This window comes from Rhizobium sp. AN80A (assembly GCF_030053015.1).
Lineage (GTDB): Bacteria > Pseudomonadota > Alphaproteobacteria > Rhizobiales > Rhizobiaceae > Rhizobium > Rhizobium metallidurans.
The window spans coordinates 1,625,075-1,639,849 of sequence record NZ_JASJPX010000003.1 but is presented as its reverse complement, the minus strand read 5'-3'; the positions used below and the strand labels follow the sequence as shown (position 1 = coordinate 1,639,849).

Here is a 14,775-nt window from a genome sequence, read left to right as displayed (position 1 = left end):
CGCCGGTTTCGGGAGACGCTCGGAAAGCAGAGACCAGGATTGCCGAACGAGGAAAATAATCCCACAAAATTTCAACGCCCGTTAAAATTCGTGAGCGGAATCAGACGAAATCGATCACGGCGCGCTTTCGTCTATCCCCGTTCCTGTATAGCGTGTATGAATTAATTCCTATTCATAGGAGTATTCATATGCCGATTGGACATTTTTCCCCGCCCGGCGCAGCGAATGCGCCGCTATCCCCGTTTCATGGGGACGAGCAGACCGGGCTTTCCCGGAATTTTTCCCCGCCATCCGCCGCCGAGGCCGTGCGCCGCGTCTGCCGCATCTGCTGCGAGGTCACCACCGAAATGGTGATGATCGCCGGCCATCCCGTGCAGATGCGCCGCGATCGCCGCCGCACGCTCTGTCACATCAGGCAGATCGCCATGTATGTCTGCCATGTCGCGCTGCAGATCCCGCTCCACGAGATCGGCCTCGGCTTCGGCCGCGATCGCACCACGGTCGGCCATGCCTGCCATGTGGTCGAGGATCGCCGCGACGATCCCGCCTATGACGAATTCGTCGCCGCCGTCGAGCGCACCGTCAATTCCATCTTCCGGTCCGGCGAAGGATACGGCCATGAGTAAATCCCCAAAGGCGAAGACGAAGCCGACGCCCTCGCAAAAGCCGATGGTGAGACTGCTGAAGCTCTTGATCCGCGGCGAAGCGCGCCGGCATCAGGGCGAGGGGAGCGATACCGACATTCTCTTCGCCGACGGAACCACCGCCGGCTTTCCGTCAACCCTCATCGCCGAAGCACGCGCCTCCGGCCTCGTCGAGGAACAGGGCGAATTGCTGCGCGCATCCAATCAGGCGCGCGCCTATCTGCGCCGCGCCGCCGCCGAGACGGACGAGGCCTTTCTCACGCAGCACGCGGAGATCGAGACAAGCGCCCGCGAGGTCGATGGCGTCGTCAGGCGGCTGCGGGTCGACAGGGACAGATCGCCGCTCGCAAGCCTCGAACGGCTGAAGGACCGCGACGGCGCCGCCTTCATGCCCGAGGCCGCGATCAAGGCCGGCGAAAGGCTGCACGCCGATTTCACCCGCGCCCAGCTGCAGCCGCGCGTCACCGCCTCATGGGAGCCGCGCCTGTCGAGCCGCGCCAGCGGCGGACGCGGCGGCATGGCGGATCTCACCGACAGGGCCGTCGCCGCCCGCCTTGCCGTCAACCGCGCGCTGGAGGCGCTGGGGCCGGAACTGTCAGGCGTGGCGCTGGACGTCTGCTGTTTCATGAAGGGGCTGGAGACCGTCGAGCGCGAACGGCAATGGCCGGTGCGCTCGGCCAAGCTGATGCTGCGCACCGCGCTGCTGGCGCTGTCGCGCCACTACAACCCGCAACCGCCCGCCGGCCGCCCGCGCACGCAGCATTGGGGCGCGCCCGATTACCGGCCGGAGCTCTGGTCCTGATTGTCAAAGCTGAAAGGCAAGCTCGCCCTTACGCCGCTGTCCGCAGCCGCGCTTCCTCGCGGATGCGGTTGACCATCGAGCGCAGCCCGTTGGAGCGCTGCGCCGACAGGTTCTCGACCAGCCCCATCTTGCCGAACACCTCGAAGGCGTCGAGTGCCGCGATCTCCGAAGCGGTCTTGCCGGAATAGGTGGCGAGCACGATGGCCACCAGCCCGCGCACGATATGCGCGTCGGAATCGCCCTCGAAGGTCATCACGGGATTGTCGCCGTCGTCGGATGCATGCGTCACCAGCCACACCTGGCTGGCGCAGCCCATGACCTTGTTGGCGGAGGTCTTCTTGTCGTCCGAAAGGTCAGGCAGCGCCTTGCCGAGTTCGATCACGTAGCGATAGCGATCTTCCCAGTCGTCCAGGAAGGTGAAATCGTCGATGATCTGATCGAGGGACGTCATGCGAGTGGCCTTTCGTTGTCTCCCGCTCATATAGGCGATGGGCCGCTGGATTTGAACCATTAAAAAGAAACGCCGCGAAGGATGGGCATCCTCGCGGCGCAGCAAAATGCTGAAGAATAAACAGGGCAGGCACGTCAGGCACAGGGCGGGGCCATCTGGCCGTCGCCGGTGCAAGCTTGGGATGCGGCGTTGGCCGCGAATTCGTCAGATGGCCGGGCGCGGCGTCGGCAGCGGAATGGCGCCGGTCGTCACGCGGTCGGTCGCCACCTGGGCGGTCGGGCCGTCCTCGCCGTCGTCGACGGGCGGGCGGTAAGGCATCGGCTGGTTCAGCGCCACGGTCGGGTTGTCGCGCAGCTGCTGGCCGGCCGCCGCGCTCTGGGCGGCCGATGGCGCCAGGCCGACGGAAGGCGTTGCGGCCGTGGCGTCGGTCTTGCCGCCGCCGAATTTGTCGTCGAGCAGCTCGAAGGCGACGAGGGCGCCGGTGCGGGCCCGCTGGCCGAGTGCCGCCATCGTTTCGGCGCCCTTGGCGCAGACCTCGGGCTTTTCGCCGCACAGGCCGCTCAGATAGTCATAGGCGCCCGTCGCCGCGACGAAGGCGTCGGAGATCTGCAATGTCGATCCGGCTCCGCTGTTCGCCGGGCGCTCGCCGCTGAAGAACGACAGGGCGACGAAGAGAAGCCCGAGCCATACAGATGATTTGATCAGAAACCACATAGTCTTTGCCCATCCTGTTTTCCCGCTCGGTCTTGGCGCCGAATCAGGTCCGTTTTCCGGTGTGCTTTCACCCTAGCTAAAACTTGCGAATGCCGGTTTTCGAAACTCGGTGGCATTTGCGTCGAATTTAGTTCAAATTTTAATCGAAACCGCGTCCGGCGCATTTCCGTCGAATTGTAGCCATTGCCGTTAAGCATGCCACAGTCTGCTTCCTGTAATTGCAGGCTTTCAGAGCAAGCCGCTCGCCACAAGCGTTAACAACTTGCCGAAATATGAGCGAAATCCGTCGCTTACTCGCTGTTAACCGTAAAAAACAAAGGGCCCTTACGATGGTCCAAAATGGGACTTTTCGCGCTTTGCGGCTGTGGAGCGGCCGTTTCCCTTATTCTTTCCTTAAGCGCCCGGGGCCTATTCTCGGGCCTTAGTGAAGAGCCTTTTCAGGGCGGGTATTGCGTGCTTGTATTGAGTGACATCGTGGATCGGGCGACAGCCCTCGTGGACCGGGCGGCGGATCGCTGGCTCTCCCGGACGGGGGAAGTGCCGCGGTACGCCAGCGCGAGCTGACGATCCTGCGCCGGCTTGCGCTCCTGTCCTCGGCGGCCCTTGTTGTCGCTCCCGCTGCTCTCTCCGTCGTCACCAGCCCGGCCGTCGCCCTTCCGGCCGGCGTTGCGGCCGTCGTCGGCGGCTTTCTGTTTTCGGCCGTCGGCAGCATCGCGCTGTCGCGCCAGAGCATCGCCACCTCGGGTGTCGCCACCCAGTCCGCCGAGGAATTCTTCATGGAAGCCTCGGCCGGCCTGATCCTGTTCCTCGATCCGCAGGGCTCCGTCGTCAATGTCGGCGGCCGCGACAGGCGCGATTATCTCGCCTGGATGCGCGCGCCTGACGGTCGCGGCTTCATGGAGCAGATCCACGTCTCCGATCGCATCCTCTTCCTCCAGGCGCTCGATCAGCTGCGCCAGGGCGAGGAACAGGCGGCCGTCGATCTCAGGCTCGAGCGCCCGTCGGTCTCGGTCGACAACCGCCAGTTCTCCCATCTCAGAACCGACATGACCGCGCGGCGCGACGGCGATGGCGCGCTCATCGGCGTCGTCACCCAGCTGCGCGATGTCTCCACCGAGCATCAGCTCCGCGTCGAGGCCGAAGCCCACGCGGCCGACGCCCGCTCGGCCAATGATGCCAAGTCGCGGTTCCTCGCGGCCGTCAGCCACGAGCTGCGCACGCCGCTCAACGCCATTCTCGGCTTCTCCGATATCCTGATCGGCGAGTATTTCGGCAAGCTCGCCAATGATCGCCAGCGCGAATATGTCGGCCTTGTGCGCGATTCCGGCGCGCATCTGCTCTCCGTCGTCAACACCATGCTCGACATGAGCAAGATCGAGGCCGGCCGTTACGAGCTGGTGCCCGAACCCTTCGATATCGCCACCGTCGTCCGCTCCTGCGAGGCCATGCTCGGGCTTCAGGCCAAGACCAAGGGCGTGTCGCTGACCAGCCGCATCCAGCGCGGTCTCGACGAGGTCGTGGCCGATCAGCGGGCCATCCAGCAGATCCTCATCAATCTGGTCGGCAACGCCGTCAAGTTCACCGAAGCCGGCGGCGCCATCTCGCTCGACGCCTCGGTGCGCGACGGCATCCTGACGCTCTGCGTCTCCGACACCGGCATCGGCATTCCCGCCGACAAGCTGCAGCTGCTCGGCCAGCCTTTCGTGCAGATCCAGAACGATTACACCCGCCGGTTCGAAGGCACGGGCCTCGGCCTGTCGCTGGTCAAGGGCCTGGTGGCGCTGCATGGCGGCGACTTCGCCATTGCCAGCACGCCGGGTTCCGGCACCATCATCACGATCTCGATCGCGGCGGATGGCTCCGGCGTTCCAGCCGACATCTCGGCCAATCACCCGGTCGAATTTCCGCCACGGCTGAAGACGTCGCCCGGCATGACCGACATCTTGGAAGAGGGGCTTTTCGATGGCCGCGAGCAAGCGAAGATCGCCTAAGGGAAAGAGGGGCAGGCAGAAGCCGAGCCTTCTTCTCACTGGGGCTGCCGCCGTTGGCGGTCTGGGGCTGCAGGGCGTGGGCCTGATCGGCGGCGTCGTCGGCCGCAATCCGTCCATCACCGGCGGCACCGTCGCCTTCCTGGTGATCTTCTCCTTCGTCGCCGCCAACGCGCTGTGGTATCAGCCGGGCACCCATCCGCGCCCGCTGCTGCGCACGCGCGACGCCCTGTTCCCGAGCGCGCTCATCGGCCGCCAGCAGGCCGAGGAACACACCGGCCAGGTCACCACCTTCAAGATCGAACGCGAAGGCGACAACAACGGCGACGTCGCGACCACCAACACCGTGCCGCCGGCGACGGCCGCCGGCCAACCCGCGAACCAGCTGGTCATGGATATCCAGGCCGAGCTCGTCCGCCGCGGCCTCTATAACGGCGCGCCCGATGGCGTCATCGGTCCGCGCACCAGCGCCGCCATCCTGTTTTTCGAGGAAACCGTCGGCATGCCGCAGCGCGGCGACGCCACGCCCGAGCTGCTGGCCGCGCTCAGAACCGATGCCATCGGCCCCTCGGCCATCCCGGCCGAACGCCCGCGCGAGGATGTCTCCGCCGAGGCGCTTGCCGAAGACCCCGTGGCCGCCGCCATCCGCAGCGCCGAGAGGTCGATGAAGACGGCGCCGACCCCGACGCCCGCAAGCCACGCTTCCGCGAGCCAGACGCCCGTAAGTCAGACACCCGTAAGCCAGGCGCCCGTAAGCCAGACGCCCGTGGGCCAGGTACCGGTGCGCCAGGTTTCCGTGCAGAAGATCTCGGCCCAGAAGATCCCGGCCCAGAAGGTTTCCGCCCAGCCGATCCCGGCCCAGCAGGCCTCCGTCGCCCGCGCCGCCGCAACCCCTTCGACCGCGCCGTCGCAAACGCTCAACAGCGTCGATATGGTGCTGAAGATCCAGCAGGGCCTGTCCAACATGGCCTACACCAATGTCGGCGTCGATGGCGTCGTCGGCGAACAGACCCGCGTTGCCATCCGCCGCTTCCAGAAGCACTACAATCTCCCCGAAAACGGCGAGCCCAGCGAAGCGGTGCTGAAGAAGCTGCGGGATATCGGCGCGCTCTGAGCGCGTGATCGGCCGCCGCGTTGCGGCCGCCCCTCCGCCGGTTTATACCGCCTGCATGAGACTCCGCACCGACATCTTCGTATCCGCGCTTTTGCGCCGCGTCTTCGCCAGGGGCGATTTCGCCGCCGTCGAGAAGAAGGGGGCCGACGAGGCCGGGGCGATCTTCATCCGCCAGCATTTTCGCGATGGCTCCGAGACGCTCTACGGCCCGGCGCCGCAAAGCTTCTTCGACGAGGAAGACAGCGGCGAACGGCTGTTCGAGATCAGGCTCGAGCGCAAGGATGCGGATGCGGTGAGGACGATGCTGGAGCGGGAGCGCAGGTTCGATCACGATCTCTGGATCGTCGAGCTCGAAGCCGATGACGTCGCCGATATCGTGCCGCTGGCGCGCGAGCGCGACGATCGGCTCTAATTCAGATCAGCGCGAACGCCCGACGAGGCGCATGGCGCGCGGCGGCGGCTGGTGAACGGCGCGGCTATGCGCGGTCTTCACCGGCGCGGCGGGCGCCTGTTCCGGCAGGTAGGTGTAGCTGTCGGCCCGGCGCCATGCCTCGACGCGCTCGCGGCACTCTTCCGGATCCAGCGCGTCGAGCACCATCCAGGCGCGGGTCACGCTGTGCTGCGCTTCCGCCAGGTGCGGATAGAGTTTCTCCAGCACGAAGACGGCGTCCGAGAAATCCATGCCGATGCTGGTCAGCGTCGTCGCCATCTGCTGGCCCGACGTGTCGAGCATGATGCGCTCCGAGAGCCAGCGGCTGGCCGACAGCGTGTCGGCAAGCGCGGTGGCGAAGGCGACCGCCTCGCGGCCGCGGGCAAAGCGCACCAGGAGCGCCGATTGCAGCGTCGACAATGTGCGTATGCCCAGCCGGTCGTTGTCGTCGCGTCCAAGATGACGCGCCAGACCGCGCAGCGTATCGCGAACCTCTTCCTCGCGTCCGCCATCGCTCGCGGGTGTCTCGGCCGACGCCGAAGGGGCAGGGGACGCCGTCGGCTGAGCGCTGCGCTCTTCGGCCGCAACGGCTGGCGCTTCGGCGGTGGGTGCCGGCTCGACCGCAAGGACGGCGATCGTCTCGACCACATGGACCTTGGCGTCGGTTTCGACGGTTAGGGTCCGCACCTCGATGGCCACGGGCTCAGCGGTAACGACGGATACGGTCGCGCTGGCCACGGGGACAATCTCGGCCGCCATGGACGGGGGCTCGACAGCCTCGGCGACCGGTGCGGCGGACTTGATGGTCGCCGTCGCCGTCGCGGTCTCGGCGACGACCGGTGTCGGTTCCCCGGTGACCGGTGCGGCGAACGGCATCGCGGCGCCGGCCAGCGCTTCGGCGACCTCGGCCTTGTCGATGGCGGGCGTGGGTTCGACCGTGTCCACCTGCCGCTTCCGCGTCGCATGCCTGAGCCCGACCAGCACGTCGATCACCCGTGGCGACAGCGCGTCGCGGCTGACGATGGCGCGCATATGCTCGACGCCCTGCATGCGGGCGACCGCGATCAGCGTATCGTCGTCGATGGCGGGCGAGGAGATGAGAAAGGGCGCGGAAATCGAAATCGGCTGGCAGCCGATGAACAGCGCGACGGCCTGCGGAATGGTGGCGCATTGCGAGAGTGCTGCCACGGCCTGCCGCTTGGCGTCATCGGAGGAGGCGACGAAGAGGGGGCTGAACAATTCGGCGAACTGGCGAAGCTCCGATCGGGTCGGCGGCTGCAATCCCTCGAAACTGCTCACTGTCGCCATGAGAACCACGTCCTTCTTCCGGCTCGCGGAGGGGGCCTCTAGGTCTCGAAACCGGTCACGCACAAAACACACCCTGAACACGCTAGAGGGATGCCGCTGGCCTGGACGCGAAGACGCCTCTACCACATACGGGATATGAACAAATCCTACAGGGACACGGTTAACCGTTGCTGAAGATTTGCCGCGAACCGTCCCGAAATGGTGACATGCGGCATCCTCCGCCGGCAGCGGTTCGAGGCGCTCCGGTGGCGTGTCTCATGCCCGTCATGCGGGCATCATGGATGGATTAAAGCGCCCGGTGTCCGCGCAGCGCCGAGAGCAGCCTGTCGGCGTCGTCATAGCCGGACTGGTAGAGATCGAGCGCCGTGGAGGCGGCGACCTGAGCCTTCGAACTCTTGATATCGATCCGTTTTTCCGCGCACCAGGCATCGAGCGCATGGCGCATGATATCGAGATCCTCAGGCGAAAATGTCGGCCCAATCAACAGAGACATCTGTCTGCCCACCCTGGTTAACCGTCAGACCCAGTCCCCGGACCAAGTCCAGGGGCGACCGCGTTTTGCCCTCGGCCGACAAGGCGACATTAGCGGCATCTCGGCGAACTGCAATTAATATTTTTGTGATGCAAATACGCAACATCGGCCATGGCCAGGCCGGTATTCGGCGCGCCAGCGCTAACTATATGATTCGATGCTAAAATTTATGCCCGGACAGAACGGCGAATCTTTCCGGTTGGTCGTGCAACCAAAGGGCGGGCCCCCGCGTTTTAATGGATATCCGGATCGCGAGGAAATCTCGGCCAGAAATTAATATTCTGTTAACCACCATCTGTCTCAATTCGGGAAGCAGGACGCGCCCGACGACCGGGCGACATCGATACGCATCACGGTATTGTTCACGATATGCCGTGAGAAAGGCGCGAATGACCCGATGCCGGTTGGTCCGGCCAAGGGGCGCCGGTCCGCGCAGGCGGGCAGGGTGAGATCTGAGCTTCATCCGTCTCGGGCAGTGCAGGGAGACGACAATGGCAATAGTCATCGCATTGGCTGATCGTCTATCTCGGACGGCAGGCCGCAAGGAGAGATCGTCCGGCGTGGAAGGATCGCCCGCCGAGGCGCAGATACTGCTTTACACCGGCGTGCGCTACGAGCGCCTCGCCGACCCCGTCAAGCCGGTGGCCGTCGGCAGCGCCTCGCGCACGAAGCGCAAGTAGCCGCGATCGGCTACCCGGTTCGTCGGTTCTATTGGCAAGCGCCCCTAGTTGGAGGGGGCGAACTCCTGGCAGCTGGCTTCCGACAGGAAGCTCTTGGCGGCGTCTTCGAAACTGGCCTGCGGCGCCAGCGTCCTGAGCACCGCGTATCCACCCGACCGCGTCGTTTCGACGAGGATCGTTCGTTGCAGTTCCTGCGGCAGCGACTTGCGCAATTCGGTGAGTTGGATCGGGCTGCCGATCAGGATATCCACCGCGCCGCCGACCGACGTCCGGTCGTTCATGCTGAAAATCTCGTTCGAGGCGTCGTCGAACAGCGCGACCGACCAGAACGGCACATTGCCCCTGGCGGTGAACCGCACCGGGTTCTCCTCGATATCGAACGAACACACCGCCGTGCGCACGAAGGGGTCGTTGTTGGAAAGCCCCGCCGTGTCCGCGCTGGGGCCGAGCAGGTAGAAGGTTTCGAGATCGCCTTCCAGGGCGACGCGCGTTGCCGCGTCCTTGCCGGTGAAATGCGGCAGCGACAGGATGATGACGAGATGAAGCAGCGCCGCCCCGAAGAGCCCGGCCAGAAGCGCGAACAGGACCCTAAGCATTGCCGCACCCTGTCTTTTCGAGCTTCGGCATCGCAAGGTCGATGACGCCTGAACTGCCGGCCGTCGGCGTGTCGAACAGCGTCAGCACCAGTTGAAAGCTGCCGGCGGCGGGAAGCGCCAGCCAGTTGTTCGGCCGGGCGCGGGTCGATATATCGATGACGAAGCTGCTGTCGGGCTGGCGCAGCACCGTCCACGAGTTGAGCGCCCCCGGAAGCCCCGGCTGCAGCGAAGCCGGATTGCCCGAATTATCCGATGTGAACAGCGTCCAGATCCGGGCCGGCGGCGTCTGCCCCGTGATCCTGTAGCTGCATCCGGCTTCCAGCCGGTTGCCGGCGTCATCCACCTTCGCGGTGAACATCAGCCCCTCGGCCGAGCCATAAAGCAGCCGCCCGGCGCGTGCCCGGTGCGATTTGGCGTAAGGATCGGCATTCTCGGTCTGCAACTCCGGAAAGGCCTCCCAGGCGCCGAGCTTGATGGCGCCGAAACCGGAGGTCGCATTCAGCGCGTAAAGCGAAATCAGAATGCCGCCGCCGAAGGCGATTATCAGCGTCATCGCGATAAAGAGAGGAAATCGAAACACCGGTCGCCCTTGATAGCCAAATCAGTTGAAAGGGTTACCACTGATTCTGGCCGGGCGGAATGGCGGAGGGGGAAAAGGTGGGGTGTGCCATGAATGAGGGTGGAGATGGAGTGTCGCTGTCGCCAGCCGATAGGTTTTGCACTGACCACCTGCTACGGCTCTGAAAGCACTGACGAAACTTGTTCACGAAAGCAGCTCCTCAAACTCCCTCATTCCTGTGCTTGTCACAGGAATCCAGCAGCCGTGTGTCCACACGGCGAGAGACACATCTCAGCACTTGCAAAGAACAAGCACTTGCCGCACGATTTCAACCATGAAGGGCTATGTCTACATTCTCGCCTCGCAGCGGAACGGTACGCTCTACACCGGCGTCACCCGTGATCTGGCGAGCCGCCTCTATGACCATCAGAACGAACTGACACCCGGATTTACCTCGCGATATGGTGTCAAAACCCTCGTTTGGTTCGAGGAGCACGACTTGCTTGTTCAGGCGATCACGCGCGAAAAGACGATCAAGAAATGGCCGCGACAGTGGAAGCTCAATCTGATCGAGTCGATGAATCCAGACTGGGAAGACATATCGACCTATCTGCATGGGCTGTGAGATTGAAGAAGAGAGTCCTACGCCGTGTGGACACACGGCTGCTGGATTCCTGTGACGAGCACAGGAATGAGGGAATGTGGGAGCTGTCGACGGTATATAAATTCGCTCTCGAGCGTTTCAGCTATCTACGGGCCTTGGGTCGAGACGGTCATTCCAATCTCACCCTCATTCCTGTGCTTGTCACAGGAATCCAGCCACGGCGCGTCTGCGCCGTGAATGGCTCCCTTCCCTTAACGTCAAAGAGAGCCCGTCACTCCGCGCTCGCCACCTTCTGCGGCGCCAGCGGCGCGGCTGTCTTCAACCCTTCGCCGATATCCTTCAGCAACTTCGTCGATTCCACCGAGAGCATGCGCGGGCGCACCAGAGGTGGCGGGGCGTCGGCGGCGGGCTTGGCGGCGGCGATGGTCTTGGGGGGCGGGGGGCGGTGACGCCGGGGATCTGGCGCGGCGTGATGCCCTGGTGGGCGTAGTCCATGACCCGCTTGAAGGTCATGGCCGGCAGCGTGCCGCCGGTCATCTTGTTGGTCGAGGTGTAGTCGTCGTTGCCGAACCATACGGCGGTGGTGAAATTGCCGGTATAGCCGACGAACCAGGCATCGCGGTAGGCCTGCGTCGTGCCGGTCTTGCCCGCCGTCAGGATGCCGTTGTCGAGCGCCGCGCGGCGCGCCGTGCCGACATAGGGCACGCGCGAGAGCATCTGGTTCATGTAGGCGTCGGCCTTCTCGGAGAGCACCCGCTTGGCCGGCGGCTCGTCGCGTTCGAAGTCGTAGAGAACCTTGCCGCCATAGTCGAGGATCTGGGTGATGCCGTGCCGGCGCGACTGGTAGCCGCCGGCCGGGAACACCGCATAGGCGGTCGCCTGGTCCATCACCGTGACTTCGGAGGTGCCGATCGGGATCGTCACGTCGTCCCGAACAGGCGATTCGACGCCGAGATTGGTGGCCATCGCCCGGATCGGCGCGATCCCGAACTTCTCCTTGGCAAGGCGTACCGGAATGGTGTTGATCGATTGCGCGATCGCGTTCGCGACGGTGACGCGGCCGGCATAGCGGTTCTCGTAGTTGCGCGGGCTCCAGTTGCCCCAGGAGATCGGCGCGTCGACGACGATGCTGTCCGGTGTCATGCCGTTCTCCATGGCCACCGAATAGGTGTAGACCTTGAAGGACGAGCCCGGCTGGCGCATCGCCTTGGTGGCACGGTTGAACTGGCTCTCGCCGTAATCGCGCCCGCCGACCATGGCGCGCACGGCGCCGCCGTTTTCGATCGTCACCAGCGCGCCCTGCTTGGCCTTGTAGCTCTCGCCGAATTCGCGCAGCGACGTCTCCATGGCATCGTCGGCGGCGTTCTGAATGCCCATGTCGATCGTGGTGCGGACGATCACCGAATGCTCGCTGAAGCGCGGAGAAAGCCGCATCACTTCGTCGAAGGCCCAGTCGAGGAAGAAATCGGGCGATTCCACCTGGTTGCGGTCGACGACGGTGGCCGGGCTGCGCCGCGCGGCGATCACCTGGCCCTCGGTCATCATGCCGCTCTGCACCAGATTGGTCAAAACCTCGTTGGCGCGGCCGCGCGCGGCCGGCAGGTTGACATGCGGCGCGTATTTCGCCGGTGCCTTGAAGAGACCGGCCAGCATGGCGGATTCGGCGAGGTTGACGTCGGTGATGTTCTTGCCGAAATAGAACTGCGCCGCCGCCGCCGCCCCGAAGGTGCCGCCGCCCATATAGGCGCGGTCGAGATAGGTGGAGAGGATTTCCTTCTTCGAGAGGTTCGCTTCGAGCCAGAGCGCCAGGAAGGCCTCGGTGATCTTGCGGTCGATCGATCGCTCGTTGGAGAGAAACAGGTTCTTGGCGAGCTGTTGCGTCAGCGTCGAGCCGCCCTGGACCACGCCGCCGGCCTGCGCATTCGTGACCATGGCGCGGAACAGGCCGATCACGTCGATGCCGAAGTGGCTGAAAAAGCGGCGGTCTTCGGTCGCCAGCACCGATTTGATCAGGCTGTCGGGCAGCTCGTCGATCGGCACCGAATTCTGGTGGATGACGCCGCGATGGCCGATGACGTTGCCATAGCGGTCGAGAAAGGTCACGGCGTAGTCGCCGCGATTGCGCCAATCTTCCTTGGTAGCCTCGAAGGCTGGCTGGGCAAGGGCGAGCATCAAGACGGCGCCGACCGACCCCCATGTCAGGCCTTCGCCGGCGACCTCGAACACCGCGCGCTTCCAGCCGCGAACGCGGAAGCGGCGGAAGAAGATGGTGATGTCTTCCCAGATTTCGGCGGAGCGGAAACCGGCGTTCCAGATCGTGGAATCGATCCAGGAATCGATCTTCAGCAGCAAGTGGCGTTTCTTGCGCGGCTGGTTTTCTGGATTGTCCGGATCCGTCACGTCTTATATTCCCGCCCGATCAGTCGGTTCGACGTGGAATAGCCTGACGTCGAACTATGGCAAATCTGCCGCTCGCATCCGGGGTTACCGGCACAGGGTGAATCTTTGGTTGATTTGCCACGGAAGAACAAGAGAAATGGAAAGCACTCACGCGATTTTGCGGGTGCTGTTGCAAGAACGGAATGATGGAAGAGCAACCCTTCTGGAAGCAAAAGACGCTGAACGAGATGACCAATGCCGAGTGGGAAAGCATCTGCGACGGCTGCGGTCTCTGTTGTCTCAACAAGCTCGAGGAGTGGGAGAGCGGCGATATCTACTTCACCTCGATCCGCTGCAAGCTGCTGGATGGCGAGAGCTGTCAGTGTTCCAGCTACCCGAACCGTTGGGATTTCGTGCCCGACTGCGTGCAGCTGACCAAGCAGAATGTCGACGAGATCCCGTGGCTGCCGCCGACCTGCGGCTACCGGCTGCTCAACGAGGGACGCGAACTCTACTGGTGGCATCCGCTGGTCTCGGGCGACCCCGAGACGGTGCACATCGCCGGCATTTCGGCGCGCGGACGCACCATCGACGAGACCGGCATCGATGTCGACAATTACGAGGACTATGTGGTCGACTGGCCGCTGACGGTGGGCGACGATGCGCCGAAGACGCCGGATGAGGTGGGCAATCGCTGAGTTGGTTCTAGCTGAATCGACTTATGGGGAAGGGATGACAACGAACTGTCTTTGCAGGGTTTTCGGCGCGGCGTTCTGCCAGGAGCGGCGCACCAGATCCTGCACCAGCGCGTCGCTCGCCAGCTGAAAGAACAGCCGCGTCGACCCGCGCAGCCCCCAGCCGCCGGGAACCGCGACCGTCTCCTTCGGCGAGACCGCCAGCGTCATGTGCTGCTGTTCCGGCGTCAGCCGGACGACGCAATAATCCTGCTCCGGCATCGTCAGGAAAATCTTGGTTCGCACGCGAAAATCGCGTGTGCCGTGATGCGCGCTCTCGACCGCCTCGGGCAGGCTGAGCGCGAAAGATGCAAGCTCTTCGCGGGTCATGATTTTTATTTTAGCACAATAGAATATTGCGAGGCCAATCAGAAATACTGACCCGCCGCCGGTGATCGGCACGCGCAAGGAAAACCATTGTCGCGCAATGGCTTGCGCTCGACCGTGTTGTCGCCCGCAAGGCCGCTGATATGAAATCGGCGAGAATAGGAAAATAATCCTTGACGGCGTTACGGTGCTTTGATAGGTTTATGGCATAGTCGGAAAGTTGCGGGCAGAACGCGGCGGGGAGCATGGTCTCCTGGCCGATCGACAGGCCTTGCCGGCCCTCCGCCGTTCCACGCAACACCAGTTGCCACGGGATTTCCCATGACCGATATCGACGATTTCGCGCTGGAGCTGTTTGGGCTCTGGCCGGCTCACCATGCCTCCCAATACCATGCTTATGACGGCGATCCCTCGCAGGCGCTCGACGCGGACAGGGCGAAGGCAGTGGCCGAGGCCTGCTTGCTGGAGACTAAATCCGCCGCATCGCCCGCCGAAGAGCTGCGCGTGCTCCTGAACGAGATGACGGCCGAGATGCGTGAGCAGTTCGCGGCCTTTCGCGACCTGCGAAGGGCGGCCGAGCAGGTGGCGTCGAGCGGTGGCGACGATGCCGCCGCAAAGCTTGCCCGCGCTGATCTGAAGGCCGCGACCGATGCCATGTCGCTGATCGTGCGCACGCTGGAGAAAATCGACCAGCTGCAGCGCCAGTTCGCCCGCGACCGCGAGCAGGCTGCCGAGGAAAGCGAAGCGGCGAAGGGACTCGACCATGCCAAAGCGAAATTCCTCGCACGCATCGAAGAGCGGGCCGAAACCCGCGCCCGGCAATTGCTGGCCGAATGGCAGCGCGACGGCGCTCCCCCAGCCGCTGACGACGGACCAGCGCTCGCCAGTCGCGAAGCCGAACCGGGTTGAGAAG

General features: G+C 64.1%; 15 protein-coding genes and 2 pseudogenes. 9 read left to right on the top strand and 8 right to left on the bottom strand.

What is annotated here, in order from left to right; translation table 11 throughout:
• The first annotated feature begins 188 nt into the window (after window positions 1–188).
• A complete protein-coding gene (locus tag P3R82_RS19725; protein ID WP_283194992.1) occupies window positions 189–626 on the top strand; it encodes a helix-turn-helix domain-containing protein in 438 nt (145 codons plus the stop codon).
• Window positions 619–1,446 (top strand): DUF6456 domain-containing protein, encoded by an 828-nt coding sequence (locus P3R82_RS19720; RefSeq protein ID WP_283194991.1) that lies wholly within the window; start codon window positions 619–621, stop codon window positions 1,444–1,446. The genes P3R82_RS19725 and P3R82_RS19720 overlap by 8 nt, the downstream gene beginning before the upstream one ends.
• Window positions 1,447–1,474: 28 nt before the next feature.
• On the opposite strand, the gene P3R82_RS19715 is transcribed toward P3R82_RS19720, so the two are convergent.
• Window positions 1,475–1,897 (bottom strand): SufE family protein, encoded by a 423-nt coding sequence (locus P3R82_RS19715; RefSeq protein WP_283194990.1) that lies wholly within the window; start codon window positions 1,895–1,897, stop codon window positions 1,475–1,477.
• A 204-nt stretch (window positions 1,898–2,101) separates the two neighbouring features.
• Window positions 2,102–2,611, bottom strand: coding sequence for a DUF5330 domain-containing protein (locus tag P3R82_RS19710; RefSeq protein ID WP_283194989.1), 510 nt, complete (start codon window positions 2,609–2,611; stop codon window positions 2,102–2,104).
• Between the two features lie 453 nt (window positions 2,612–3,064).
• On the opposite strand from P3R82_RS19710, the pseudogene P3R82_RS19705 reads away from it, so the two are divergent.
• The 3 genes and pseudogenes from P3R82_RS19705 (at window position 3,065) to P3R82_RS19695 (ending at window position 6,125) form a co-directional block, all read left to right on the top strand.
• Window positions 3,065–4,602: pseudogene (locus P3R82_RS19705) on the top strand (ATP-binding protein).
• On the top strand, window positions 4,574–5,713 hold the full coding sequence (locus P3R82_RS19700; protein WP_283194988.1) for a peptidoglycan-binding protein: 1,140 nt from the start codon (window positions 4,574–4,576) through the stop codon (window positions 5,711–5,713). The pseudogene P3R82_RS19705 and the gene P3R82_RS19700 overlap by 29 nt, the downstream one beginning before the upstream one ends.
• Window positions 5,714–5,768: 55 nt before the next feature.
• A complete protein-coding gene (locus P3R82_RS19695; protein WP_283194987.1) occupies window positions 5,769–6,125 on the top strand; it encodes a DUF1491 family protein in 357 nt (118 codons plus the stop codon).
• Window positions 6,126–6,131: 6 nt separating this feature from the next.
• On the opposite strand, the gene P3R82_RS19690 is transcribed toward P3R82_RS19695, so the two are convergent.
• Together P3R82_RS19690 and P3R82_RS19685 are read right to left on the bottom strand one after the other, a co-directional pair.
• Window positions 6,132–7,451: a hypothetical protein gene (locus P3R82_RS19690; RefSeq protein WP_283194986.1), complete on the bottom strand. Its 1,320-nt coding sequence runs from the start codon at window positions 7,449–7,451 to the stop codon at window positions 6,132–6,134.
• Window positions 7,452–7,737: 286 nt separating this feature from the next.
• Window positions 7,738–7,944: a hypothetical protein gene (locus tag P3R82_RS19685; protein ID WP_183901144.1), complete on the bottom strand. Its 207-nt coding sequence runs from the start codon at window positions 7,942–7,944 to the stop codon at window positions 7,738–7,740.
• 530 nt (window positions 7,945–8,474) lie between these two features.
• Here P3R82_RS19685 and P3R82_RS19680 point away from each other — a divergent pair.
• A complete protein-coding gene (locus tag P3R82_RS19680) occupies window positions 8,475–8,663 on the top strand; it encodes a hypothetical protein (RefSeq protein WP_283194985.1) in 189 nt (62 codons plus the stop codon).
• Window positions 8,664–8,707: 44 nt separating this feature from the next.
• Here P3R82_RS19680 and P3R82_RS19675 read toward each other — a convergent pair whose 3' ends face one another.
• Both P3R82_RS19675 and P3R82_RS19670 read right to left on the bottom strand, forming a co-directional pair.
• Window positions 8,708–9,259 (bottom strand): DUF1254 domain-containing protein, encoded by a 552-nt coding sequence (locus tag P3R82_RS19675; protein WP_283194984.1) that lies wholly within the window; start codon window positions 9,257–9,259, stop codon window positions 8,708–8,710.
• Window positions 9,252–9,839 (bottom strand): DUF1214 domain-containing protein, encoded by a 588-nt coding sequence (locus P3R82_RS19670; protein ID WP_183901147.1) that lies wholly within the window; start codon window positions 9,837–9,839, stop codon window positions 9,252–9,254. Before P3R82_RS19670 ends, P3R82_RS19675 begins: the two co-directional genes overlap by 8 nt.
• A gap of 313 nt (window positions 9,840–10,152) precedes the next feature.
• Between P3R82_RS19670 and P3R82_RS19665 the strand changes: the two genes are divergently transcribed.
• Complete coding sequence (locus P3R82_RS19665) at window positions 10,153–10,443, top strand: GIY-YIG nuclease family protein (protein WP_112983289.1); 291 nt, start codon at window positions 10,153–10,155, stop codon at window positions 10,441–10,443.
• 250 nt (window positions 10,444–10,693) lie between these two features.
• Here the strand turns inward: P3R82_RS19665 and P3R82_RS19660 are convergent.
• Window positions 10,694–12,822 (bottom strand): annotated as a pseudogene (locus P3R82_RS19660) (PBP1A family penicillin-binding protein).
• 185 nt (window positions 12,823–13,007) lie between these two features.
• Between P3R82_RS19660 and P3R82_RS19655 the strand changes: the two are divergent.
• Window positions 13,008–13,499 (top strand): YcgN family cysteine cluster protein, encoded by a 492-nt coding sequence (locus tag P3R82_RS19655; RefSeq protein ID WP_283194983.1) that lies wholly within the window; start codon window positions 13,008–13,010, stop codon window positions 13,497–13,499.
• 21 nt (window positions 13,500–13,520) lie between these two features.
• On the opposite strand, the gene P3R82_RS19650 is transcribed toward P3R82_RS19655, so the two are convergent.
• The gene (locus P3R82_RS19650) at window positions 13,521–13,865 is read right to left on the bottom strand and encodes an MmcQ/YjbR family DNA-binding protein (RefSeq protein ID WP_183899419.1); all 345 of its coding nucleotides are present in this window, start codon (window positions 13,863–13,865) and stop codon (window positions 13,521–13,523) included.
• A 318-nt stretch (window positions 13,866–14,183) separates the two neighbouring features.
• Here P3R82_RS19650 and P3R82_RS19645 point away from each other — a divergent pair, with 318 nt between their 5' ends.
• Entirely contained in the window at window positions 14,184–14,771 is a 588-nt protein-coding gene (locus tag P3R82_RS19645; RefSeq protein ID WP_283194982.1) for a hypothetical protein, read from the top strand.
• Window positions 14,772–14,775 lie beyond the last annotated feature (4 nt).

Coding starts and splice junctions, on each gene's coding strand:
- P3R82_RS19720 (WP_283194991.1), top strand. CDS start 619: ATGAGTAAATCCCCAAAGGCGAAGACGAAGCCGACGCCCTCGCAAAAG.
- P3R82_RS19680 (WP_283194985.1), top strand. CDS start 8,475: ATGGCAATAGTCATCGCATTGGCTGATCGTCTATCTCGGACGGCAGGC.
- P3R82_RS19710 (WP_283194989.1), bottom strand. CDS start 2,611: ATGTGGTTTCTGATCAAATCATCTGTATGGCTCGGGCTTCTCTTCGTC.
- P3R82_RS19715 (WP_283194990.1), bottom strand. CDS start 1,897: ATGACGTCCCTCGATCAGATCATCGACGATTTCACCTTCCTGGACGAC.
- P3R82_RS19725 (WP_283194992.1), top strand. CDS start 189: ATGCCGATTGGACATTTTTCCCCGCCCGGCGCAGCGAATGCGCCGCTA.
- P3R82_RS19690 (WP_283194986.1), bottom strand. CDS start 7,451: ATGGCGACAGTGAGCAGTTTCGAGGGATTGCAGCCGCCGACCCGATCG.
- P3R82_RS19700 (WP_283194988.1), top strand. CDS start 4,574: ATGGCCGCGAGCAAGCGAAGATCGCCTAAGGGAAAGAGGGGCAGGCAG.
- P3R82_RS19695 (WP_283194987.1), top strand. CDS start 5,769: ATGAGACTCCGCACCGACATCTTCGTATCCGCGCTTTTGCGCCGCGTC.
- P3R82_RS19645 (WP_283194982.1), top strand. CDS start 14,184: ATGACCGATATCGACGATTTCGCGCTGGAGCTGTTTGGGCTCTGGCCG.
- P3R82_RS19650 (WP_183899419.1), bottom strand. CDS start 13,865: ATGACCCGCGAAGAGCTTGCATCTTTCGCGCTCAGCCTGCCCGAGGCG.
- P3R82_RS19675 (WP_283194984.1), bottom strand. CDS start 9,259: ATGCTTAGGGTCCTGTTCGCGCTTCTGGCCGGGCTCTTCGGGGCGGCG.
- P3R82_RS19655 (WP_283194983.1), top strand. CDS start 13,008: ATGGAAGAGCAACCCTTCTGGAAGCAAAAGACGCTGAACGAGATGACC.
- P3R82_RS19685 (WP_183901144.1), bottom strand. CDS start 7,944: ATGTCTCTGTTGATTGGGCCGACATTTTCGCCTGAGGATCTCGATATC.
- P3R82_RS19665 (WP_112983289.1), top strand. CDS start 10,153: ATGAAGGGCTATGTCTACATTCTCGCCTCGCAGCGGAACGGTACGCTC.